This window comes from Geoalkalibacter subterraneus (assembly GCF_000827125.1).
Classification (GTDB): domain Bacteria; phylum Desulfobacterota; class Desulfuromonadia; order Desulfuromonadales; family Geoalkalibacteraceae; genus Geoalkalibacter_A; species Geoalkalibacter_A subterraneus.
The window spans coordinates 3,269,302-3,290,607 of sequence record NZ_CP010311.1; the positions used below are offsets into that span (position 1 = coordinate 3,269,302).

General features: G+C 52.3%; 27 protein-coding genes. 1 reads left to right on the forward strand and 26 read right to left on the reverse strand.

Going from position 1 to position 21,306, the window contains the following annotated elements; all coding sequences use genetic code 11:
* Positions 1-171 precede the first annotated feature (171 nt).
* The 10 genes from GSUB_RS15325 to GSUB_RS15365 form a co-directional block, all read right to left on the reverse strand.
* The gene (locus GSUB_RS15325) at positions 172-1,626 is read right to left on the reverse strand and encodes a lipopolysaccharide biosynthesis protein (protein WP_337833180.1); all 1,455 of its coding nucleotides are present in this window, start codon (positions 1,624-1,626) and stop codon (positions 172-174) included.
* On the reverse strand, positions 1,604-2,755 hold the full coding sequence (locus GSUB_RS15330; RefSeq protein ID WP_040201587.1) for a DegT/DnrJ/EryC1/StrS family aminotransferase: 1,152 nt from the start codon (positions 2,753-2,755) through the stop codon (positions 1,604-1,606). The genes GSUB_RS15325 and GSUB_RS15330 overlap by 23 nt, the downstream gene beginning before the upstream one ends.
* The gene (locus tag GSUB_RS15335) at positions 2,752-3,420 is read right to left on the reverse strand and encodes an acyltransferase (protein ID WP_040201588.1); all 669 of its coding nucleotides are present in this window, start codon (positions 3,418-3,420) and stop codon (positions 2,752-2,754) included. Before GSUB_RS15335 ends, GSUB_RS15330 begins: the two co-directional genes overlap by 4 nt.
* The gene (locus GSUB_RS15340) at positions 3,417-4,385 is read right to left on the reverse strand and encodes a Gfo/Idh/MocA family protein (protein WP_040201589.1); all 969 of its coding nucleotides are present in this window, start codon (positions 4,383-4,385) and stop codon (positions 3,417-3,419) included. Before GSUB_RS15340 ends, GSUB_RS15335 begins: the two co-directional genes overlap by 4 nt.
* 581 nt (positions 4,386-4,966) lie before the next feature.
* A complete protein-coding gene (locus GSUB_RS19185) occupies positions 4,967-5,323 on the reverse strand; it encodes a hypothetical protein (protein ID WP_144402047.1) in 357 nt (118 codons plus the stop codon).
* A gap of 15 nt (positions 5,324-5,338) precedes the next feature.
* Positions 5,339-5,746 (reverse strand): HEPN domain-containing protein, encoded by a 408-nt coding sequence (locus GSUB_RS15345; protein ID WP_040201591.1) that lies wholly within the window; start codon positions 5,744-5,746, stop codon positions 5,339-5,341.
* Positions 5,733-6,059, reverse strand: coding sequence for a nucleotidyltransferase domain-containing protein (locus GSUB_RS15350; protein WP_040200269.1), 327 nt, complete (start codon positions 6,057-6,059; stop codon positions 5,733-5,735). The genes GSUB_RS15345 and GSUB_RS15350 overlap by 14 nt, the downstream gene beginning before the upstream one ends.
* 568 nt (positions 6,060-6,627) lie before the next feature.
* The gene (locus GSUB_RS20135) at positions 6,628-6,882 is read right to left on the reverse strand and encodes a type II toxin-antitoxin system RelE family toxin (protein WP_084212157.1); all 255 of its coding nucleotides are present in this window, start codon (positions 6,880-6,882) and stop codon (positions 6,628-6,630) included.
* Positions 6,879-7,079, reverse strand: a complete 201-nt coding sequence (locus GSUB_RS15360) for a hypothetical protein (protein ID WP_040201593.1) — start codon at positions 7,077-7,079, stop codon at positions 6,879-6,881. Before GSUB_RS15360 ends, GSUB_RS20135 begins: the two co-directional genes overlap by 4 nt.
* Positions 7,080-7,163: 84 nt before the next feature.
* Positions 7,164-7,514, reverse strand: a complete 351-nt coding sequence (locus tag GSUB_RS15365) for a hypothetical protein (protein WP_052464994.1) — start codon at positions 7,512-7,514, stop codon at positions 7,164-7,166.
* 171 nt (positions 7,515-7,685) lie between these two features.
* On the opposite strand from GSUB_RS15365, the gene GSUB_RS15370 reads away from it, so the two are divergent.
* Positions 7,686-7,928 (forward strand): hypothetical protein, encoded by a 243-nt coding sequence (locus GSUB_RS15370; protein WP_144402048.1) that lies wholly within the window; start codon positions 7,686-7,688, stop codon positions 7,926-7,928.
* Between the two features lie 286 nt (positions 7,929-8,214).
* Here GSUB_RS15370 and GSUB_RS15375 read toward each other — a convergent pair whose 3' ends face one another.
* The 16 genes from GSUB_RS15375 to GSUB_RS15450 all read right to left on the reverse strand — a co-directional run bounded on the left by GSUB_RS15375 (position 8,215) and on the right by GSUB_RS15450 (position 21,140).
* Positions 8,215-8,538 (reverse strand): hypothetical protein, encoded by a 324-nt coding sequence (locus tag GSUB_RS15375; protein WP_052464995.1) that lies wholly within the window; start codon positions 8,536-8,538, stop codon positions 8,215-8,217.
* Between the two features lie 834 nt (positions 8,539-9,372).
* Positions 9,373-9,699 (reverse strand): nucleotidyltransferase domain-containing protein, encoded by a 327-nt coding sequence (locus tag GSUB_RS15380; RefSeq protein ID WP_040200282.1) that lies wholly within the window; start codon positions 9,697-9,699, stop codon positions 9,373-9,375.
* Positions 9,696-10,136 carry an HI0074 family nucleotidyltransferase substrate-binding subunit gene (locus GSUB_RS15385; protein ID WP_052464996.1) on the reverse strand — a complete coding sequence of 147 codons (441 nt, stop codon included), beginning with the start codon at positions 10,134-10,136 and terminating at the stop codon, positions 9,696-9,698. The genes GSUB_RS15380 and GSUB_RS15385 overlap by 4 nt, the downstream gene beginning before the upstream one ends.
* A gap of 274 nt (positions 10,137-10,410) precedes the next feature.
* Positions 10,411-10,806, reverse strand: a complete 396-nt coding sequence (locus GSUB_RS15390; protein WP_052464997.1) for a HEPN domain-containing protein — start codon at positions 10,804-10,806, stop codon at positions 10,411-10,413.
* Positions 10,803-11,138, reverse strand: coding sequence for a nucleotidyltransferase domain-containing protein (locus GSUB_RS15395; protein WP_052464998.1), 336 nt, complete (start codon positions 11,136-11,138; stop codon positions 10,803-10,805). Before GSUB_RS15395 ends, GSUB_RS15390 begins: the two co-directional genes overlap by 4 nt.
* Before the next feature lie 381 nt (positions 11,139-11,519).
* On the reverse strand, positions 11,520-11,861 hold the full coding sequence (locus tag GSUB_RS15400) for a HepT-like ribonuclease domain-containing protein (protein WP_040201597.1): 342 nt from the start codon (positions 11,859-11,861) through the stop codon (positions 11,520-11,522).
* Positions 11,854-12,156 (reverse strand): nucleotidyltransferase family protein, encoded by a 303-nt coding sequence (locus tag GSUB_RS15405; protein ID WP_040201598.1) that lies wholly within the window; start codon positions 12,154-12,156, stop codon positions 11,854-11,856. Before GSUB_RS15405 ends, GSUB_RS15400 begins: the two co-directional genes overlap by 8 nt.
* A gap of 117 nt (positions 12,157-12,273) precedes the next feature.
* Positions 12,274-12,669, reverse strand: coding sequence for a HEPN domain-containing protein (locus GSUB_RS15410; protein WP_040201600.1), 396 nt, complete (start codon positions 12,667-12,669; stop codon positions 12,274-12,276).
* Positions 12,653-12,994, reverse strand: coding sequence for a nucleotidyltransferase domain-containing protein (locus GSUB_RS15415; protein WP_040201602.1), 342 nt, complete (start codon positions 12,992-12,994; stop codon positions 12,653-12,655). The genes GSUB_RS15410 and GSUB_RS15415 overlap by 17 nt, the downstream gene beginning before the upstream one ends.
* Positions 12,995-13,179: 185 nt before the next feature.
* Positions 13,180-13,479, reverse strand: coding sequence for a type II toxin-antitoxin system RelE/ParE family toxin (locus GSUB_RS15420; RefSeq protein ID WP_040201603.1), 300 nt, complete (start codon positions 13,477-13,479; stop codon positions 13,180-13,182).
* Positions 13,464-13,652 (reverse strand): hypothetical protein, encoded by a 189-nt coding sequence (locus tag GSUB_RS15425; RefSeq protein WP_040201604.1) that lies wholly within the window; start codon positions 13,650-13,652, stop codon positions 13,464-13,466. Before GSUB_RS15425 ends, GSUB_RS15420 begins: the two co-directional genes overlap by 16 nt.
* A gap of 255 nt (positions 13,653-13,907) precedes the next feature.
* Complete coding sequence (locus tag GSUB_RS15430) at positions 13,908-14,918, reverse strand: NAD-dependent epimerase (protein WP_040201606.1); 1,011 nt, start codon at positions 14,916-14,918, stop codon at positions 13,908-13,910.
* Positions 14,919-15,012: 94 nt separating this feature from the next.
* Positions 15,013-16,236: a GumC family protein gene (locus GSUB_RS15435; RefSeq protein ID WP_040201608.1), complete on the reverse strand. Its 1,224-nt coding sequence runs from the start codon at positions 16,234-16,236 to the stop codon at positions 15,013-15,015.
* A 90-nt stretch (positions 16,237-16,326) separates the two neighbouring features.
* Positions 16,327-16,677: a four helix bundle protein gene (locus tag GSUB_RS15440; RefSeq protein ID WP_040201609.1), complete on the reverse strand. Its 351-nt coding sequence runs from the start codon at positions 16,675-16,677 to the stop codon at positions 16,327-16,329.
* A gap of 144 nt (positions 16,678-16,821) precedes the next feature.
* Positions 16,822-19,449, reverse strand: a complete 2,628-nt coding sequence (locus tag GSUB_RS15445; RefSeq protein WP_158414101.1) for an SLBB domain-containing protein — start codon at positions 19,447-19,449, stop codon at positions 16,822-16,824.
* 170 nt (positions 19,450-19,619) lie between these two features.
* Positions 19,620-21,140 carry a capsule assembly Wzi family protein gene (locus GSUB_RS15450; protein ID WP_040201610.1) on the reverse strand — a complete coding sequence of 507 codons (1,521 nt, stop codon included), beginning with the start codon at positions 21,138-21,140 and terminating at the stop codon, positions 19,620-19,622.
* Positions 21,141-21,306: the final 166 nt, after the last annotated feature.

The following is a 21,306-nucleotide window of genomic DNA, read 5'->3' on the forward strand; positions in this document are numbered from 1 at the left end:
CTCGTCAGCAGAATCTGTGTTGACGATCAGGTTTCAGAAACTTGCCAAGTTCGTGACATAAGTCATTTTCCATGGATTTTTATATAGTCTCAGTCAGCTTATCAGAGTGGCTAAACCCGGCACACTCCTTTTTCAGGCAAGATACAGCCTGTTATAGCGTTTTCAACTTTTTTACGAATGACCGATATAAAATTCCCTAAATCTTGGGATATAAAACACCAGCAACAACAAAATCGACACCACTAACGCAGGATAAAGCCCCCAATAGGAGAAAGACAGTACAGCAGATATTAAAGCAACCCCTACTTTAATTACTTCGGTTAAAATAACTAAAGAAAAAGATTTAAATTTAGCCCCAGATAAAAAAATAATACTATAACAATAAGAAATGTAGCAGAACGCACTAACAAGCGAAAAAGCTATTAATGTCCCCATAAAATCCAAATAGATGTAGCCTAGAAATACTACGGATAGTCTCACTAAGAACATACTGACTTGAAAAAAAAATCCAAGCCTTTCTTTTTCAAGAACAAAGTAAACGACACTTAGTGGTGAACTAATAAACTGGAAAAGAATCCAGGGTGTCATCCATCGCGCAATATCACCAGCCAATCGCCAGTCAGTGCCAAATACCAATCCAAATATTTCTGGAGCCAATAACATAAAAGCAGCGGCAGCTGGCAGTGAAACCTTTAGAAGACCCTCGGCAGCCTTCTCTACCTGAGTAGAAAAACCACCGCTTTGTTTTGCTTTTGCTAAATCAGAGAAATACACCTGTCCGATTGCACCACCTAAAACTGTCATGGGCAACCTAAGAATACGACTTGCCAAAGCATAAAGCCCTGCAGCACCTGCACTAAACAAGGCAGCAAACATGAGGGGCGGGAGCTGTGTACCTGCAGCATTAAACAACCCCGACCAAGTAGAAAATAGCGGGAACTGTTTATAGCGTTTGGCTGCTAGCCAGACGCCACCCCAAGACCAAGTGTTAAATTCTTGATGTTTTATAGCTGACCTGGCTAGTCGTAGGCTACCCATCCCCTGCCCACCTGCTTGACCAAACAGCAGTGCAAGACCACCCAGCTTATAACCGAAAAGCTGAACAGCCAAGGTTGCCAAGGTTTGGCTGATGCGAGTCCTGGCGATATCGCCGAAGGCTTTCGTGCGCACTGCCCAGTAGTTGAAGACCTTGTAAATGCCGGACAACAACACGCCGATAGGCAGTAGCCAAACAAATTGTGCCAGCTTAGGCGTATCCAGCGCATGAGCTATTTGTTGACCAGCAAGCAACACCATCAACACGGAAATACCTGTCATCAGCAGCACAACCAACAAGCTGAGTACAAGCACATTAGCGGCTTCAGTGTTACTTTCAGGCAGGGGAATCGCTAGCTCATAACGTAAACTGGCAATAACAGCAAACAGTGCCAACAAACCGGAATAAACGGCCAGTAAACCAAAGTCTTCCGGGGTATAAAGACGCGTCAGCAGTGGCGAAGCTAGCACCATAAGTGCTTGGGCACCTGTGGTTCCTCCCACCAACACACTCACCGAACGCGCAAATTTATTTTTTGGCAGGAGCCTTCTGACGCCCTCTCTAGCTCTAGCTATCAAGCACTGCCACACTTACAGCCTCTACAACCTTCACCTGGTCCCCTTCCTCAACGTACGGCCCCATGGGCAAGCTCACAATCCGTTGCGCCACATTTTCCGCCACAGGAAAATTCCCCGCCTTGTACCCCAAGCCCGCATAAGCCGTCTGCAAGTGGAGAGGTTTCGGATAATAAACCGCCGTCGGCACGCCAGCTTTCGCCAGGTGCTTCTGCAGATTGTCACGCTTTTCTTTGCTCGCCGTCAGAACTGAATACTGCGCCCAGGCGCTAGTGTGATCGTCAGGGATAAAAGGAGCTAAGACCCGTTGATTGTTAATCGTTGATCGTTGATCGATTAAATCGGCAAGCAGTTGTTTGTATGTGGCAGCTGCTTTTTGGCGTGCTCCAATTTCATCTGGGAAAATGTCGAGCTTAGGGAGTAAAATAGCGGCTTGGAGGGTGTCAAGGCGGCCGTTGATGCCGATGCGGACGTTGTCGTATTTGTCACCCCCCTTGCCGTGGATGCGGATGGAGCGCAGGGTTTCGGCCAGGGTATCATCGCTGGTAAATACCGCGCCACCGTCGCCATAGCATCCGAGCGGCTTGGCCGGGAAAAAGCTGGTGCAGGCGAGGGTGCTGAGGTTGCAGCTTTTGCGGCCTTTGTAGGTTGCACCGAAGGATTGGGCAGCGTCTTCGATCACTGTGATCGGGTGAGGAGCAACGGCCTCGGCAATTGCATCCATATCTGCGGGCAAGCCAAACAAACTCACCGGGATGATGGCGCGAGTATTTTCGGTGATGACAGCCGCAATTTTGCTGGGGTCAATGTTGAATGTACGCGGGTCGATATCGACAAAGACCGGGGTCGCGCCCACCAAGGATATCACCTCGCCGGTGGCGACAAAAGTGAAGGGACTTGTGATCACTTCATCTCCGGGGCCGATGCCCAGGGACATTAATGCCATCAGCAAGGCGTCGGTTCCGCTGGCGCAACTAATGCAATGTTTTGCACCGGTGAAAGAAGCAAGCTTCTCTTCCAGTTCAAAAACCTCCGGCCCCATGATGTACTGTCCGTGGTCCAGCACCCGCTTGATTGCAGCGTCGATCTGTGGACGGATACGATCCTGTTGCGTTTTGAGGTCAACAAAAGGAATGTCTGTCATTTTTTGTCCTTCTTATATTCACTGTAGGAACTTTGGCCAACTGACAGATCTTGCGGCAACGGCTCATCCTCAGCAACATCCAGGCAACGCAGCCGACCTTGCAGTTCCTGGTAGCGCAGACCGCTTTCCGGGCAAACCATGACGCCATTCTGATTGGAACCTTTCAGGACGTGCCCATGGCGGCTCATCCAGCCCTTTTGCTTTGCCGGAACGCCCAGCATAAGGGCATAGTCGGGAACATCGGCATGAACCACGGCACCCGCGCCAATAAAGGCGTAACGGCCGACAGTTATACCGCAAACGATCGTAGCGTTTGCGCCGATGGAGCATCCACGCCTCAGCAGGGTTTTTTCGTACAGAGAACGGCGAAGGACCTGCGAGCGCGGGTTGGTGACATTGGTCAAAACGCAGGAGGGGCCGAGAAAAACATCGTCCTCGATCTCCACTCCTTCATAGATGGAGATGTTGTTCTGAACTTTGACATTATTACCGATCCTTACCCGCGGCCCCACCATGCAGTTCTGCCCAAAAGAGCAGCCATCGCCAATTTCACATTCCGGGAGCACATGACAAAAATGCCAGATTTTGGTATTGGCGCCGATAGACACATTATCATCAATGTAAGAGGATTCGTGAACGAAAGCGCTCTGTGCTATTTTTTTCATTTTTCGACCTTTCGGCAGAACGGATGGTAATCACCAGTCGGTCCTACAGGTTCAAAATGACGAAAGTCATGCACTATCTGGATACAATCGCGCACTTCTTCCATACCAAACCCGTTTCCGGCAAGGATCTCTTCGTAACTGCGGGTATGCAGATCAGTAAACCCGCCGGAAAATTCAAAGTCATCTCCATCAACGGTAATAGAGCGGAAGGTGGTCTGTCCGTTGGCCGTTGCAATCTCCGGAAGATACTCAGCACTTACACTTAAAAACCACCGCACGCGGGCATGTTCAAGCTCAAGGTAGCCTGCAGCCACGTCGGGGTTGCGGATATGGCAGACATTTTTCTGCACGGGGCCAAAGACATAAGCGAGCATATCGAAGAAATGAACACCGATATTGGTGGCAACGCCACCTGATTTGTGCTCATCCCCTTTCCAACTGATATGGTACCAGCGTCCTCTTGAAGTAAGGTATGTGAGATCGACATCGAAAATTTTGCCGGGGTTGGTCTTCAACTGGTCTTCCACAGACTTCTTCAGGGCAATAATGCTGGGATGAAGCCGCAACTGCAGGATAGTATTAACTTTCCGGCCGCTTTCCTGCTCGATCTCCTGCAGGGCATCGATATTCCAGGGGTTCAGCACCAAAGGCTTTTCACAGATTGCGTCGGCATGCGTTCGCAGAGCGAAGCGAATATGCGCATCGTGCAGGTAATTGGGCGAGCAGATGCTGACATAGCTGACCTCTTTGCCGGCATTTTCCCTGCGCAACTTTTCAACATGACGATCGAAGCGCTCAAACTCTATAAAAAAGTTGGCTTGCGGGAAGAATGAATCCATGATCCCAACAGAATCACTCTTATCAACTGCAGCGACCAGATTATGACCGGTATCCTTGATCGCTTTCATGTGGCGAGGGGCAATATAGCCGCCGGCCCCTATCATGGCGAAGTTTTTTTGACTCATTCAACAATACTCCAAAAAGTTCGGCAAAGATCAGGGAGGTTGTTTGCTCGTGTGTTATTATACGACGCTAACACGCCAATTCTTCAACACTATTAACGAAACCAACATTTTATGTAATTCAACCAATTTTGTCTATCGGGAAATCTTAAACCCTCGGGACGCGGGACGAGGGATGAGGGACGCGGAAACCTTAAAACCCTGGGGCGCGGTGCGCGGGATTCGGGTCGCGAGGATCTTAAAGTTTTTGACTTTCTCGCCCCTCGTCCCGCGTTCCGCGTTCCGCGTCCCTTCGCCTCAAAATCCTGGTGAACGCAGATAAAGGCGGATTTACGCAGATGAGAACATTAAAACCAAATCTCAGGATAACACCTCAAAACCATGAAGTTTTTTTGGATACACCGTGCATTTTTATCAGTTTTATGCCTTTGACCTCATCTGCGTGCATCCGCTCTTATCTGCGTTCAAAAAAATGACCTTAAAGATCTTGAAAATCCTGGTGAACGCGGATAAAGGCGGATTTACGCAGATGAGAACCTTTCAAGCATGACACGCATTAAACATGGCCTCAATCAACCAAACAATCAGGGCTTTTCCAGAAAACAACTGATTTTATCATAAATTGCTTTTACAGCTTGCCGATACCGCGCGATGTCGCTCGGCAAAGGCCGGCCATGAGGCAACAGGCCGAAGTCCGAGGGGTAGCGGGCTTCAAGGTAAACCGTACTCAATTCGCCAAGAACGTCCTCATCACGGCCTTGCGGGGTCGGACCAAGCCAACCGTCTGTTTCTACTACACAATAAACCAAAAAAGACCGCCATTTCGGCCTTAAAGGCCCCATTTCCCCATCAAAATCAAGACCATCTCTCGCCCGTTCGCTGCGCTCTCTCCAGAGAGCAAAGCCGCTGAAGGAAATCCAATCCCAAGGTCGTGCAAACAATACAGGGAATTATCATTATGCGTTCAGCCGCTCGGGTAGCAAATCTGTAACAAGATGGTAGATTTCCTGCGCTGCAGAAAAAGCCTCCTGGTACTCCTCCAATTCTGGCTCAATATAATCACCCGGATAACGAAAGGCGACAGCTAATGGGGTCAGGATTCGTCCTGCCTGACGACAGGCAAGAAACCCCGTCTCGATTTCAGCGGCCTGGGATATCAGCACATCCAGATCGTGAGTTTTTTCAAAACGAATATCGTGAAAGACGAGAAATCCCTTGATGGCTTTCTCGCCCGCCTGCTGGCAATGATAAGCAGCGGTGTCCAGCAAAGGTGCAGGACCCTGCGCCAATTGCCGCGCTGAAAGGAGGTCCCTTTTGGCCTTAATGAGCCAGCCCTTTGTGAGATCGTCCTTAATGGCGTTCATAGAGAATTCGGCCTTCTTCCAACACCTGGCTTTCGAGGGAAGCGCGCACAGTGCGAAACCTCTCCACTTCACGGCGCGTTTTTACTAGAACATCTTTGGAAACCCCCATACCCTCAAGACAGGCCAAAGCACGGCGCATCCTCGCCAAGGGCCTCTCCTTACTGTCGGGAACGACAACGAATAAATCTATATCACTGTCTTCGGTAGGTGCCCCCCAGGCTTGAGAACCGAAAAGGATCACTTGGTCGGGGTTGAATTCCGCAACCAGCCGGCTGGTCATTTCTTTAAGCAGTTCTTCGTTGGCGTTTTTCATAAGTGGACCCATTGGGGACGTTGGGGACGACAGCAGGGACGTTGTTTACTCGTCAACCAAAGCGCCCGTCACTCGAATGAAGTCGACATCATCATAGGGGCCGCCGATAGATATCTTTTCGATGGCCTACCCGAATCACTTCGACAACAAGGACATCTTTCACGATGTTGTAAACGCAATAATTCTGGCAACAGCTTCCTTTGGCGGCTTTCGTAGCTCTTTCTGCGCCGACTGTTTCCAGACGATTTTATATGAGGCCATCTTTTTTCAGCTCTTCAACCACCTTTTCATGGGACACCGTCGGCTCCTTGCGCCTGTCAGCAACAGCTGCCAAGTCTTCGATGTCCTCAAGCAGTGCCTGAAAATCTACCAGCGGCAGGATGACAGAAAACCCGCTCCCCGGCTTCGTTGGTCACATATTGAGCATGCAGCTCTTTCAGGTCAACCATCGACTCACCTCTCACGGATTGTTATCAGAAACAAATGTGCTCAGCCTTCTTTTTTTTCAACGGAAAATCACCAGGGGCGCTGTTTACTTGTCAACCAGGTCAGCGATTGCGTTATGGAACTATCTTCTATAGATATGCCGTCTATGCCCTACGCGCAAGACGACAATGTCTTCACCCTCGATGTCAAAAATAACCCGATAATCACCCACCCTGAACCGATAGGTTCCGAGCTCAGCATTGGTTAACGGCTTGGCATGCCCCAAAGGATCAGCTTCGAACCGCAAAAGGGCTTTGCCAATGCGGGTTTTTACCTGCGGCTCAAGTTTTTGAATATCCTTAAAAGCTCGGTGGGTGTAAACAAGCCGGTAGCTCACGACCCGAAAACATCATTGTGACTTGCGACCTTACCTGCCTTGTATTCAGCCCTGGCTTCCCGAATATTGGTTAGATATTCCGGGCAGGTGGCAGCAAGCAGATCTTCAATGAATTCTTCCCGATCCTGCTTTTTCATTTTTTTAACCGCGTCGATAATTTCCTGTCGGTCAACTTCCATCTTCAAGGCCGTAGACATTAACGACTCCTTCCTTTGTGGGACCCATTGGGGACGTTGTTTACTTGTCAACCAGATTATCTTCCAGCCACCAACGCGTATCAGTCACTCCCCGCCTTCCTTCTCCCTCACCCGCCACCCTTTCCGATGCGCCTCGGTGTCGCGGCGGTGGGCGGCGAGGTCAGCGGCGACTGCAGTAACTCTCTGATCGATCTTGCCTATGTCCACCTTCAACTCAGATCGTGTTTCTTCCAGCTTTTCTGCCAGCATCTGCTGCCCTTCGACCACCAAGTTGAGTTTATGCTGGAAATCTTCGCGCTGAACGCCTATCTGGTGTCGGAACTCCTCGACAATCTCGCTGCGGAGTTGCGTCAGTTCCTGGCCGAGCTCAGCCCGGAAACGGCCCATCATGCCGCCCATCATTTCTTCGATTCGTCGAAACTCTCTTTCTTCCATGTCGCCTCCCCCCTCCTGAAGCCCCTGACCCTTGGGGTCGGACCAAGCCAACCGTCTGTTTATACAATTCAATAAACCAAAAAACCCTAACATTTCGGCCTTAAAAGCCCCATTTCCCCATCAAAATCAAGACGCTCTCAAGACGCAAAGAACGCGGAGAAAAACTTTTTGGTGAACGCAGATAAAGGCGGATTTACGCAGATGAAAACATTTAAACCAAATCTCAGGATAACACCTCAAAACCCTGAAACTTTAGCTGGGTACACGTTGCGAATTTATCGGTTTTATGCCTTTGACCTTATCTGCGTGCATCCGCTCTTATCTGCGTTCAAAAAAATGACCTTAAAGGTCTTTAAAATCCTGGTGAACGCGGATAAAGGCGGATTTACGCAGATGAGAACCTTTCAAGCATGACACGCATTAAACATGTCGTCAATCGACCAAACAATCAGGGCTTTTCCAGAAAACAACTGATTTTATCGTAGATTGCTTTTACGGCTTGCCGATACCGCGCGATATCGCTCGGCAAAGGCCAGCCATGAGGCAACAGGCCGAAGTCCGAGGGGTAGCGCGGGCTTCAAGGTAAACCGTACTCAATTCGCCAAGAACGTAAGAGCCCAAGGGGACGGTCTTGACTAATTGACTTAACGCAACAATTCGACGGTGGCACTGCTTACCTGCGAGAGCATCAACATATCAGTCACTCCCCTCCGTCCTCACGCACCCGCCACCCCTTCCGGTGCGCTTCGGTGTCAGCCCGGTGCTCGGTGAGATCAGCGGCGATTTGGTCGACCTTCTTTTCCAACCCGCCGATCCGCAGATCAAGCCGCGCCTCGACCACTGTCAGCCGGTGGTCAATTCCGTCCATGCGCTCATCCAGACGGGTCTCCAGGCGATCCATTTTCTGGGACAACATCTGTTGTCCTTCGCCCAGCAAGTCAAGCTTGTCTCCCAGAGATTCCTCCAGCGTGCCGATCCGCTGCGCCAGCAACTCATCGATCCGCCTCAACAATACTTCAGACATTTTCACCCTCCGCTTCGTTCGTCATTACAATTCGCCTAGAATTATTCGACAAGGGATCAGGCCAAGCGAACCAACGGTTTTACATTACAATCAACCGGCAAAGACCGCTATTTCGGCCTTATAAGCCCCATTTCAACATCAAAACCAAGACTGTCTCACGCCCGCTCGCTGTGCTCTCTCAAGACGCAAAGAACGCGGAGAAAACCTTTTGTTGAACGCAGATAAAAGCGGATGGAAGAAACCATAGAGAAACCATAGGGACGTTGTTTACTCGTCAACCAAAGCACCCGTCACTCGAATGAAGTCGACATTGTTATAGGGACCGCCGATAGATATCTTTTCGATGGCCTACCCGAATCACTTCGACAACAAGGGCATCTTTCACGATGTTGTAAACGCAATAATTCTGGCAACAGCTTCCTTTGGATGGACAGGGACGCTGTTTATTTGTTGACGCATTTCCAGTGATCCAACCTTGAAAACTTTTTCCATGCGACGGAAACACCAATACTTCAGCCCCATTAACAAAACATCCATTCTATGTGATCCAACCAATTCTGTCTATCGGGAAATCTTAAACCCTCGGGACGCGGGACGAGGGATGCGGGACGCGAAGACCTTAAAGACTTTGACTTTCTCGTTCCTCGTCCCGCGTACCGCGTCCCTTCGCCTCAAAATCCTGGTGAACGCAGATAAAGGCGGATTTGCGCAGATGGAAACATTACAATCAAAACAAAGGCGAACCAATAAAGTGGATGCGGGCAGCTGTCAATGTCTGACTCTCTTTTCGCGACAGCTTCTGAGCCGCAAATGAAATTGGACGGTCACCAGGCATCAGTTCCCGCGGCAAAATAAATCGACTCCAACCCGGTCGATATGTTCTTTGAATGCCGCGTCCTGCAAAAAGTGATACCCGACAAGATCCACAAAATAGGGCAATGTACTGTCATCCAGAGCGCTTTTAATGCGACGGATGACGTCTTCGCTCTTCAACCTGTCCATAATCGCCAGATCGATATCGCTGCCGGCGGCAAATGTTCCTTTGGCACGGCTTCCAAAAACGACAACCGTTTTGACCTCTGGATATTGGTCAAAAATTTCTCGCAGCGTCTGCATATCCCTTGCGGTGAGGCCAAACCGGTTTTTATCAGGCAAACTCATCGTAAGCTCTCGTCCTTTAAAAACTGGTACAGCTTTTTCAGGGCAACAAATGTTTGTTCACGCAGAATCTTTTCTGACCGTTCAAATTTTTCACCACTGTAATCGTGGGACAGTTCGTTTCTTATCTCAAGGCCGTCAATCAGCTCCTGGGCGTAAGAGATGTATTCTCCCTGCTGGGCCATGCGCAGGGTATCTTTGGGGGACGGTTTAAAAACAAAACCTTTTTCCTGTAAAAAGTCTTTTAATACCTTCCAGGCTAGATCAAGGGTAAACTCAAAGCGCTGGATCAGACCATTACGCTCCAGCTCATTCAAATTTTCCTGATTGATGGCTTCTTCAAGACGCAGATAGGCTTTCTCATAATTTGCGAACCTCTGTTGCCAACGAATATCTTTTTCGTCCATCACATTGTCCTCTTGAACATCCAGTTTTTGCATCGCTTCCGATAAGGGAGACTCATGCTTTTAGGACACATTCAACTGACTGTTTCACAGTAAAGATAACCGAAAATCCCCGCCATTTTGACTGTAAAAGTTCCATTTCACTGGCAAGATCAAGTCGGTCTCACGCTCTTATCCGCTCTTATCTGCGTTCAAGAAAATAATTTTTAAGATCTTAAAATCCTGGTGAACGCAGATAAAGGCGGATTCTCGCTGATGAGAATCTTTCAAACATGACACGCATTAAACATGTCCTCAATCGACCAAATAATCAGGGCTTTTCCAGAAAACAACTGATTTTATCGTAAATTGCTTTGACGGCTTGCCGATACCGCGCGATGTCGCTCGGCAAAGGCCGGCCATGAGGCAACAGGCCTAAATCCGAGGGGTAGCGGGCTTCAAGGTAAACCGTACTCAATTCGCCAAGAACGTCCTCATCACATTCGACCGCAACGCAACCCTGAACCAACTCGTTTAAGCGGACAAGGTCATGGGTGCGTGGCACTTTTTGCCCGTGTGCTTCCAATACCGCCTTAAGACTTTTTTCGGCACATTGCTGGGCATGGAAAGCAGCGATACTGGTCAAGTCGTCATCATCGGCGAGCTTTTCGACAGCGAGCAAATCTTCACGGGCCTTGGCCAACCATTCGTGCGCAGCGGCATTCATAGTAGCTCTTGCCCTCCCTCTCTAAGTTCTCGACTGAACGAGCTGTTAATCTCAATAAATTTTTGCCACTCCTTTTTGCTGTAAACCAAAAGATCCAGCGGCACGTCCCGATTTATATCAGCCACGCACTTTCGTACTTTTGATACGTTTTGCATCCTTTCGGCAAATGTGGTGGGCAACGTCTCATCATCAAGCACGACAACCAGATCGATATCACTGTCGGCATCAGGTGTCCCCCAAGCGTGGGACCCAAAAAGGATAACCTTATGAGGCCGTAATTGTCTTAGTCGGTTTTTTAAACGATCAATTATTTCTTCATGCTCAGGGTTCATCTGAACCTCCATCATGGTGAACACAGATGAAAACCATTAATTCTAATCATCGCCCTTCTCGCAGGGTCGGACCAAGACAACTGCTCGTTTCCAGGACACATTCACCCTTCTCGCAGGGTCGGACCAAGACAACTGCTCGTTTCCAGGACACATTCACCCCGAAGGCACCCTCGATTTTGCCTTAAAAGCCCCCTTTGACCAGCAAGATCAAAGCCACCTCACGCCCGGTCGCTACGCTCTCTCAAGCCGCAAAGAACGCGAAGACCTTAAAGACTTTGACTTTCTCGTCCCGCGTCCCTCCGCCTAAAAATCCAGGTGAACGCTGCCAAAGGCAGATTTATGCGGATGAAAACCCAATCGGCCCCTTGTGAAAAGCTCTTTTCATAAGTTTTTTTCTATAGCCTGGATAGCTTCGTAGAGCGTTGGCAAATCCTCCTGGACGACATTCCACACTATTTCTAAATCGACCCCGAAATATTCGTGGATGAGGAGGTTTCGAAAATCTTTGATGTCTTGCCATGCAATATGCGGGTAAGCCTTCTTGATCGAATCACCTAGTTTGCCGACAGCTTCGCCGATGATCTGGAATTCCCGAATAACAGCCGAGTGCCGCATGCGATCATTTTTAAAGGCATCGTAAGTGACGCCCTGCGTGTATGAAAGGATGGCTTCGGCAGCCTCTTTCATGTCGCGAAGGTATAATGACTCGGTGCGCTTAGACATAAACAATCTCTTTTTCAACGAGCTTTCTCGCCTCAGATTTTAACGCACTCTCGATCCCCAAATCGACCTTCCTGCCTAGTTCGTTTTCCAGGTGCCGCTTAAACGCCAAGAAGTTATGCAGATTTTTTTTCTCGGGCTCCATTTCGATCGCAATGTCGATATCGCTTCCTTCGGTCTGCTCGTTTCGGGCGTAACTTCCAAATATACCTATTTTATAAACTCCGTATTTTTCGTGAAAATCCTGTTTGTGAAGCTTGAAAAACGCAAGAATTTGATCTTCGTTTTTAACTGGCATGGGATCTCTCCTTTTCCCATGAGAGCGCTGATTATATTCCCAAAATCTGATTTTGACTTGCCCCTCAAAACCTTTATATTCTCGTAATAAGTCTTTTTCTGGTTCACGCTTTTGGCCCTATCTGCGCTCGAGAAGAGTGCGCACGCCCTCATAAACGGACTTTGCATAATCGGAAAACTTTTCGGCATCTGCCAAAGAGGGGCGGCCGCTCGGCAGCAGCCCCAACTCACCGGGATACCGAGCTTCAATATAAAGGGAGTCCAGGGTTTTCAGCAACGCAAGATCCATTTCCTGGCCTAGCACGTCTTCTATTCCGCCATATAATGTGATTAGATTGTGAATTTTTCGAGATTCAATCCCATGTTCTTCATACACTGCCTTAAAAACCTTCTCAATGCACTGCTGGGCATGAAAAGCAGTGATATGGGATAGGTGGGCTTCGCCGAGAATCTTTTCGATAACATCAAGATCGTCTTTGGCGGCTCGCAGCCATTCTTCAGTGAGCTTTTTCATACAAAACTTTTCCTTCGGAAGTAATTTTCCTGGAAAACATGCTTTGCATCTCGACGAATTTCCGGTGCATGGCTTTGGTATGAACAATCAGGTCAACCGGAATCTTTTTTTCAATGTCGATGATCGTGTTGGCGACTCGAAGATAAATGGCATTTTTCTCGGCAAAATTCGCTGGCAGGTAATCATCTTCCGTGACAACCAGCAAATCGATATCGCTTTCCGGGCCTGGATTCCCATACGCATGCGACCCAAACAGAATAATTTTATAGGGGTCAGCGTTCTTAAGCTTTTCGACCAATTGTTTTTTTAGAGCGTCAGTCAGCATCACTCTACCCTCCCAAACCAAGGGACGCGGAAATCTTTAAGGTTCTGACCCATCCCCTGAATCCCTTTTATCTCTGCAGAATATGCTTCTCTTTGCGCCTTGGCGGCTTTGCGTGAGGGCGTTTTCAAAAGCTGTCTCTCGCCCGGTCGCTGCGGTCTCTCAATCAGCCAAAAGATAACAGAGAGTTATTCGTCACAGCCGGTATCCAGCAACCTTTTGCCATGAACAACGGCAACAATGGTCACCACCGTCTCTTCGACCTGATAAATAATCCGGTAGTTGAATGCGAAAACTTCACGAAAAGCGAAATCCCTCATTTCAGGGACAACACGCCCCGTCATGGGAAACTGTACCAGATTCCTGGTCGCAGCGACGATCCTGGCGACAACGGTTCGCGCATAAAAAGGAGAGTCCTGCTCTATATATTCAGCAATCCCCTCCACGTCGGACAACGCCTGCGGGGACCATACTATTCGGTGAGCCACTTTTTCAAGCGGAGCTCCGCCTCCTCTTGGGAATAGGTTCCTTCTTCTTCGGCTACCCTCAGGCTATGTTTGATTTTTTCTAAAACATAAAGATGGTACTGAACATCTTCCAGCGAACAATTTTCGGGAAGCCGGTTGAGAAGGTCTCTGACCTCGTCTTTGGCGGTGTTCATTGTCGGTTATCCTTTCACAAATGAGAGGATGAACAGGGACGCTGTTTACTTGTTGACACATTTCCAGCAATCAAACTCCAAAAACTTTTTCCATGCACTGAAACATCAATTCTTCAGCCCCATTAACAAAACAACCATTTTATGTGATCCAACCAATTCTGTCTATCGGGGAAATTTTAAAACCCGGGGACGCGAAGACCTTAAAGACCTTGACTTTCTCGTTCCTCGTTCCGCGTCCCACGTTCCTCACCTTCCCTATATCTTATAATACCCCCGATACCATTCCACAAACCGCTCAACCCCTTCATCAATCGGCGTCGCGGGCTTGAAGCCGACATCCTGCACCAGGTCTTCTACATCGGCGTAGGTGGCGGGGACGTCTCCGGGTTGAATCGGCAGGAGGTTTTTCTGCGCTTTTTTGCCCAGGGCTTGTTCCAGGGTTTCGATGAGGTGCATCAGCTCGACCGGGCTGTTGTTGCCGATGTTGTAGTTGCGGTAGGGGGCGGCGCTGGTGCCGGGATCGGGGGTGTCGCTCGACCAGTCCGGGTTTGGGGTCGCGGTGTTGTCCGTCACGCGGACGACGCCTTCGACGATGTCGTCGATGTAGGTGAAGTCGCGCCGCATTTTACCGTAGTTGAAGACGTCGATGGGGCGATCTTCAAGGATGGCCTTGGTAAACAGGAACAGCGCCATGTCGGGGCGCCCCCAGGGGCCGTAGACGGTGAAGAAACGCAGCCCCGTGGTCGGCAGCCGGTAGAGGTGACTGTAGGTGTGCGCCATCAGCTCGTTGGCTTTTTTGGTAGCGGCGTAAAGCGAGACGGGATGGTCGACGTTGTGGTGAATGGAAAAGGGCATGCGCGTGTTGGCGCCGTAAACCGAGGAGGAGGAGGCGAACACCAGGTGCTGCACATCGTTGTGGCGGCAACCTTCGAGAATGTTCATAAAACCCACCAGGTTGCTGTCGACGTAGGCGTGGGGATTCTCCAGGGAGTAGCGCACCCCCGCCTGGGCGGCGAGGTTGACCACCTTGTCGAAACGCTCTGCGACAAAAAGCTTTTCCATGCCGGCGCGGTCTTCCAGGCTCATCTGCACAAAGCGAAAACCGGGCTGGCCGTCAAGCTGCGCGAGACGGGCCTGCTTGAGACTGACCTCGTAGTAATCGTTGAGGTTGTCGAGGCCGACGACCTGGTCGCCGCGGGCGAGGAGGCGGTTGGTAAGGTGGAATCCGATAAAGCCGGCAGCACCGGTGACGAGAATTTTGGACATTTGGGGGCTCCTTAGGAGATGGGACGCGGAACGCGAAAATCTTAAAGCTTTTGACCTTCTCGTTCCTCGTCCCGCGTCCCGCGTCCCTTTTTTTTCAAGACCTCAACCTCAAATTCGCCTTAATCTGCTCCCAGCGCTGCCGGTCTTCTCCCTCGAGATTGCGACCGAATTCGCGCATGAAGGCGACGAGCACGGAGAGGAAACCGACCGCAAAGGTGGCGAGGAGGACCATGAGGGCACGCTTGGGCTTGCTTTTGCGGTCGGGGGGAAAGGCTTCGTCAAGAACCTGAAAACGTGACGTATTTTTGGCCTCTTCGATCTTGGCCACTTCCAGCTGCCTGGTGAGCAGCTCGTAGAGCGTCTCCTGAACTTTGAAGTCGCGCATCAGACGGACATACTGCAGGCCTAGCTCGGGGACTTCGGAGGTGGAGATAAAGATATCTTCCGGCACGCGCTGGCCCTCGGGGGATTCCTCCAGGCGGCGGATCTGCTCCTTGAGCTGGGCAATACTTTCGCGCAGGGACTTGACCTGGGGGTTCTGTTCGGTCTGGTAGGAGAGCGCAACGCCGAGTTCCACTTCGCGGCTGGCGAGCTGCCCCCTCAGGCGGGAGATGGCTTCGATGATGGTCTGGACCTGCTCGTCGATCTTGATCGCCTTGTTTTCCTGCTGGAAATTCTTCAGGCGCTCTTCCGCGGTGATCAGGTCGGTTTCGACGACCGCAAGGCGCCCCTCAAGAAATTGGCGTTCACGCCCGGCGCTGTCGAGGTTAAGGCGCACATTGAGGGCCTTGAGCTCTTCCACGTAGGCGTTGGCCATATCGGAGGCCAGCCTCGGATCCTCATCATCGACGCTGATAGTGAGAATCCCGTCGGTCTTGCCAACGTTGAACTGGGCCTTGTCATTGAGGTTTTTATAGGCATCGGACCGGGTTTCCCACTCGAACCGCTCCATCAGGTCGAAGCGTTCGATAATGCGGTCGGCAATGGCGCGGCTCTGCAACATGCCGACATAAAGTTCCCCGGAACCGCCCCCGGCACTGATCCCGGCCATGGCCGCCAGCCCGCCCATATTGCCGAGCATGGAACTCAGCCCGCTGCTTTCTTTCTGCGGCGGCAGCAGCCGCGCGTTGGCGGTAAAGATGTTGGGCAGCGTCAGCGTGTAAATGCAGGCCAGGATAAAAGTCACGGCACAGGAACCGATAATCAGCCATTTATTCCTGACCAGCACCAGCAGCAGGTCGAGGAGGTTGATTTCGTCGTCTGGTTCGGGTGGGGCCAGGTCAGGGGTACTCTTAAAGTTTTTTTGATCTTCGGTCATGATGTTCTCGTGAGGGACGCGGGACGAGGGACGAGGAACGCGGAGGTCAAGGGCGTTAAGCGCTTGGTGCCTCGGGTTTCTCCCTTCGCATCACGGATTTCTGTTCTTTTTCGCTCGGATTAAGCCACCGAGCATAGAGGATATGGCCTCTGTTTCACTAATCCATTTTTTTCCCGTTTCTTTTTCAATGTAGGCGATATCCATGCCGATATAAATCTGAGTTCGTAACTCTCCGCATGAACCTTTTGAGTAAAGAAGAAATTTTACACACTCCGCCCGCGAAACTCGCTCCATGCCTTCGGCAATATTGGAGGGGATCGACAATCCGGATCGAGTAATCTGATCTTTGAAACCGTAGTCCTTCAGGCCGCTCAATTCTTTGTAAATATCAGCACTCAAACGGGCAGACCTTTTCCAAACTTCCAGATCCTCGAACCGCAACAATCACTCCATTTGAAATCAGGGACGAGGAACGCGGGACGCGAAAATCTTAAAGATTTTGACTTCCGCGTTCCTCGTTCCGCGTCACGCGTCACCGGGTTTAAGGTTTTCGCGTCCCTCGTCCCGCGTCCCGCATCCCGGCCTCTAAAATGACGCCACCGCGGCGGCGCCGAGGGCCATCTGGTAGATGATCTGGGTCAGGTCTTTGACTTCGCGCATGATATCGGTGCGCTCGTACTTTTCGGGGACCAGGATGGTGTCTCCGGGGTAGATCTGGGTGTTGTTGAAACCGCCGAGTACCCAGCGGAAGTTTTCGCGGTCCCAGCCGAGGCCGGCGCCGGCCTGCTGCTTGCTGTAGACGGTGCCGTCGGCACGCACGATGTACATTTCATCGCTGTCGGCGTTTTTCCTCGTGCCGCCGACCTTGTTCATGTAATAGGACACGGTCTTGCCGGGTGCGAATGCCAGGGTGGTCTGGTTGTAGACCTGGCCGAGCACGCTGACGGTTTTGGGATTGGCCGGGATGATGAGTGTATCGCCGTCTTTCAGCTCGATGTCGGCAGCACTGCCGCGCAGGGTGTCGAGGGGCGCGAGGTTGACCACCATGCGGCCGGTCACAGGCAGGTTCTTGAGCTTCTCTACCATCTGCTGGCGGGCGTTAAGCAGCGTCTCCGCCGACTTGATCTCTTCTGCGCTGAGCGCTCCGCTGGCGATATCGGAGGAGGCACGCAGGATCTCCTGCTCCTGCTCCAGGATGAGGGCATCGAAACGCTCGCGCTGGGTCTCGCGTACCTCTTCGCGGGTGAAGGTGGCGCCACGCAGATAAGCGCCCTCGGTAAATCCGCCGGCCCGCTCGATCAGAGAGGCGAGAGTTTCACCCTTGGCAATGGGGTATTGCCCCGGGAAACGGACTTCCCCCTGCAGTTCGACCACCGGCTTTTCGGCAAATTCCGGAATGCTGCGCACAAACAGGTGGTCATCGGGATGCAGCAACAGGTTGTGCTTGGGATCGCCTTCAAGGGCCGCCTGCAGGTTGATGGTCTGTCGGCTGGAGCGCATCCCTTCGGGAGCCGGTTCGAAGCGGGTCAGCTCCGCTTCCTGGAGGAAAGCGCCGCGGGCGACGTTGCCGCCTTCGATGACCAGGTCACGCACCCGCATCTCGTCAAAATAGCGGAAGGTGCCGGCCTCGCGCACCGCACCGGAGATTCTGACCGAGGCGGTATCTTCCATCTCCTCGCGGGAGAAAATCCGCACTTCGTCGTGGGCGCGCAGCTCGATGTTATCCTGCGGGTCGCCGGCCAGTGCACGGGCCAGGTTGACCGTCATCTTTTCAGGGGTGTACAGCGGCGGCGTCAGGCGCAGGATTTCAGCCGCCCCGGGATAATAATAGGGGAGCAGATTGTCATAGCGCACCAGCAGCTCGGACAGGCGCATCCCCTCGTGCAGCTGATAAAAGCCTGGGCGGGCGACAAACCCTTCAAGCCTCACGTAGCGGTTTTTCGCGGGAGAGATGGAATGGACCTGCACCAGGTCGCGATCCTGCATGGCGAACTCGAAGGGATCGATGTCGAGCCCGGTGGTATCAAGGTCAAGATCAATAACCTTGCGCCCCTGATGAGCAAGAACGCGCTCGATCTGGATTTTTTTGAGGTAGGCGGTGGACTGCAGACCGCCTGCCATCTGGAGCAGGTGGCGCAGCGTTTCGCCTTCCCTGAGTTCGTAAATGGCGGGGCGGCGCACATCTCCGGCGATACCGACCTGCGCGGACGCGATCGGCACATGAATAGTGTCGCCGGAACGAAGGCGCAGATCCTGCTTGCGATCGCCCGCCATGAAGAAATCGTAGAAATCAACATGGGCCATTGTCTGCCCCCCCCTCACCAGCTGCACGTCGCGCAGGCTGCCGTTGCGGCTGGGGCCGCCGGCCTGTGTCAGGGCATTGAGAATGGTGGACATGGAACTGACCGTGTAAGTTCCCGGATTTTCAACTTCCCCGACCAGGAAAACCTGGATGGAGCGCAGGCTGCCCATGGTGACGTTGATTTCAAAGTTACTGAAATATTTCGCCACCTGCCGCCGCAATGTTTCGCGCGCTTCGGCAAAGGTCTGCCCCCACAGGTTGACGGCACCGACGCGCGGCAGAGTCAGGCTGCCGCTGCGGTCAACAGTCACCTCGTAGTGCCCCTCAACGCCCCCCCACAAGTCGATGACCAGAGTGTCGCCGGGGCCGACTACGTAATCGGGACCGACCGGCGCCATGGGGTCAGGCAGAAAGGCAGCGTCATCCGTTTGGAAAAAATCGAAGCCGAACTGCTTTAGATCGCGATCAATGTCGCCGCCCTTGAGATCACGCGGCATCCAGGAAGAACGGCGCTGGTCCGTAAGTTCGAGAATCCGGCGACGCTCTTCCGCGTCGAGGGATTCAAGATAAAGCTGCTGGCGTCTTTCATCGAGCAGGTCGAACATCATGACTTTGTCGCGCAACGGCCATTCCGGCTCGCCTTCCTCTTTCGTCATCAGTTCAGCAAATATCTCTTTTCTACGCTGCTCTTCCTCCTGCTCCAAAGGGTCGGTGAGCGGTGTCGGGCGAGGCCCGCCGATGCGTCCTAAAGCTTCACCCAAAGGAACCGGTCCGCGTTGGAAAAGGGTCTCAACACGCGAGGGCTCCCGTTCTTTCCGCTCCTCCACTTGCGCCGGCGTCCGTGCATCCCGCGACGCTTCAGATGCGGCACCCCGCCGAGAGCTCTCGTCGCGTTGGTTTTCTCCGTTCACAGAATCTCGCCCAGCGGACGGCAATAGGGAACGAGTGTCGCGAGGAGCTTCTCTGGAGGCGTCAATCCGCCTCTGAAGGTCATCCCGATCAGCGGCTGCTGCCAGGGAAGGCGAAAAAAAACAGAACAGAAGGACCGCCAGGGTCAAAGGGAGAAAAAATTTCCGGGTGCTCATAAGCTCAAATCCACAGTCAGAAATGCCAGATGAAAGGTCTCGTCGCGTCCGGCGACAAACTCGAAGTTTTCTACGAAATCCACGGCATAGCGCCCACTGATGCGCAGCAGGCGGGAGGGCTGCCAGGCGATCTCCAACGCGGGCTGAAGGTGTTTTTCCCAAACGGGCTGATCGGCCCCGCGACGCTGGTAGTCCAGCTCGAGGCCCAGGGTCCACCCTTTGGGGAAATAAATGGATAATTCTGAGAAGAGGTCGGTGGCGCCGCCGCCCACATGGTGCCCCATGACGCGCTCGTCATAAGTATATCCCGAGCGATAAACAGAGTGGCGGTACCAGACGGAGTTCCGCCCTCTTTTTACCGTCAGGTCGGCGTATTCCAGTCGCAGGCTGGCACGCCCGCTGGGCTCAATCCGGGGCAGATACAGGCCGAGAAGCCAGGCTTTCTGGCTGATAAACCCGCCGGCCTCATCCTCGCCGCCCAGCTCGCCGTAGATCTCGGCGTTATAGGCAAAGGGCAGCAGAATCCGGCCGTCGAGGGCGGCGACGGAGTTGCTCGAATCCTCCTCGCCCTCGAGGTTTTTGCCGCCAAGGATGGTGATAAATTCGTCCAGGTCGATGCTGGGGCGCCCTTTGCCGCCGAACATGACGGTGCGCGAAGCGCCCAGCTCCACCCACGGCAACGGGCGGAAGTTAACCCGAGCACCGCCGAAATAAGGATCGGAGACGGTCCGGTTGTCATCAAGGCGGCTCCAGAAAACATCAAACCGAAAAGGCCCCAGGTACTTGAAAACCCACGGAAGCAGGGTCGGCGAAGGGTTGGTGATGCGCAGCATATCCTGCGGCTTGGCGTTGTTGGTCAACACCAGCGAACCATGGCGCCCCTGTCCCCACCACAGGGATTGACGGCCCACCGAAATCTCCAGCGGCCCCAGGGCCAGGGCGGCCTTACCTTCCAGCAGGCGCGAAGAGGTGCCCTCGTTGTCAAACTCAAACAACGGGCTGGCGGACAGCAGAAAACGGCTCCCTAAACGGGCCTCGCTGGCAAAGGAAACCAATCCGGCGCCATCCTCTTCCTGAGTGAGCCCGTCCCGATTGTAATCCAGGGCGAACTGGCGCGCATCGGAGCGAGGAAGAAAGGATGGATCACCGCTGCGATATCCCCCCTGAAGCCTCATGGAACGCAGCGGCTTTAAATAACTGCCGGTTGCAATATCCCCGGAGAGTTCCCGCAGCTCCGTGTCGAACTCGCGCCGCAATACATCCAGCAACTCCCGAGCAACCGGCGTGGCGGCAGTACGTTCGGAATTCTCCGCAGAACGAACCAGGCGGGCCGCCGCCAGGCGGGTGTAAGGGCGACTGCCTTGAAGGGAGGTCTCTATGTGACCGAGCCCTTCAAGCTTGTCGAGGGCGGGATAGATCCAGCTATCCAGGGGGATATTTGCAGAGGCCGTGGCAGCATGAACGGAGCCGGCGCAGAAAACCAAGGCAACCGTCAGCAGACATAAAACTTTTTTCACAACAAATAACCTTGCAGGATTTGGTGGTTCGTGGCAAGAAGGCGGAATGGAGTCACATTAAACAAACATAAAGTCTTTCTCAGAAGAGAAATAAGCTAGCAGACACTACAGTTCGTGTCAACGTCATTTTGCTTCGCAAATCCGGCGATTTTTTGCAGGAGATGCC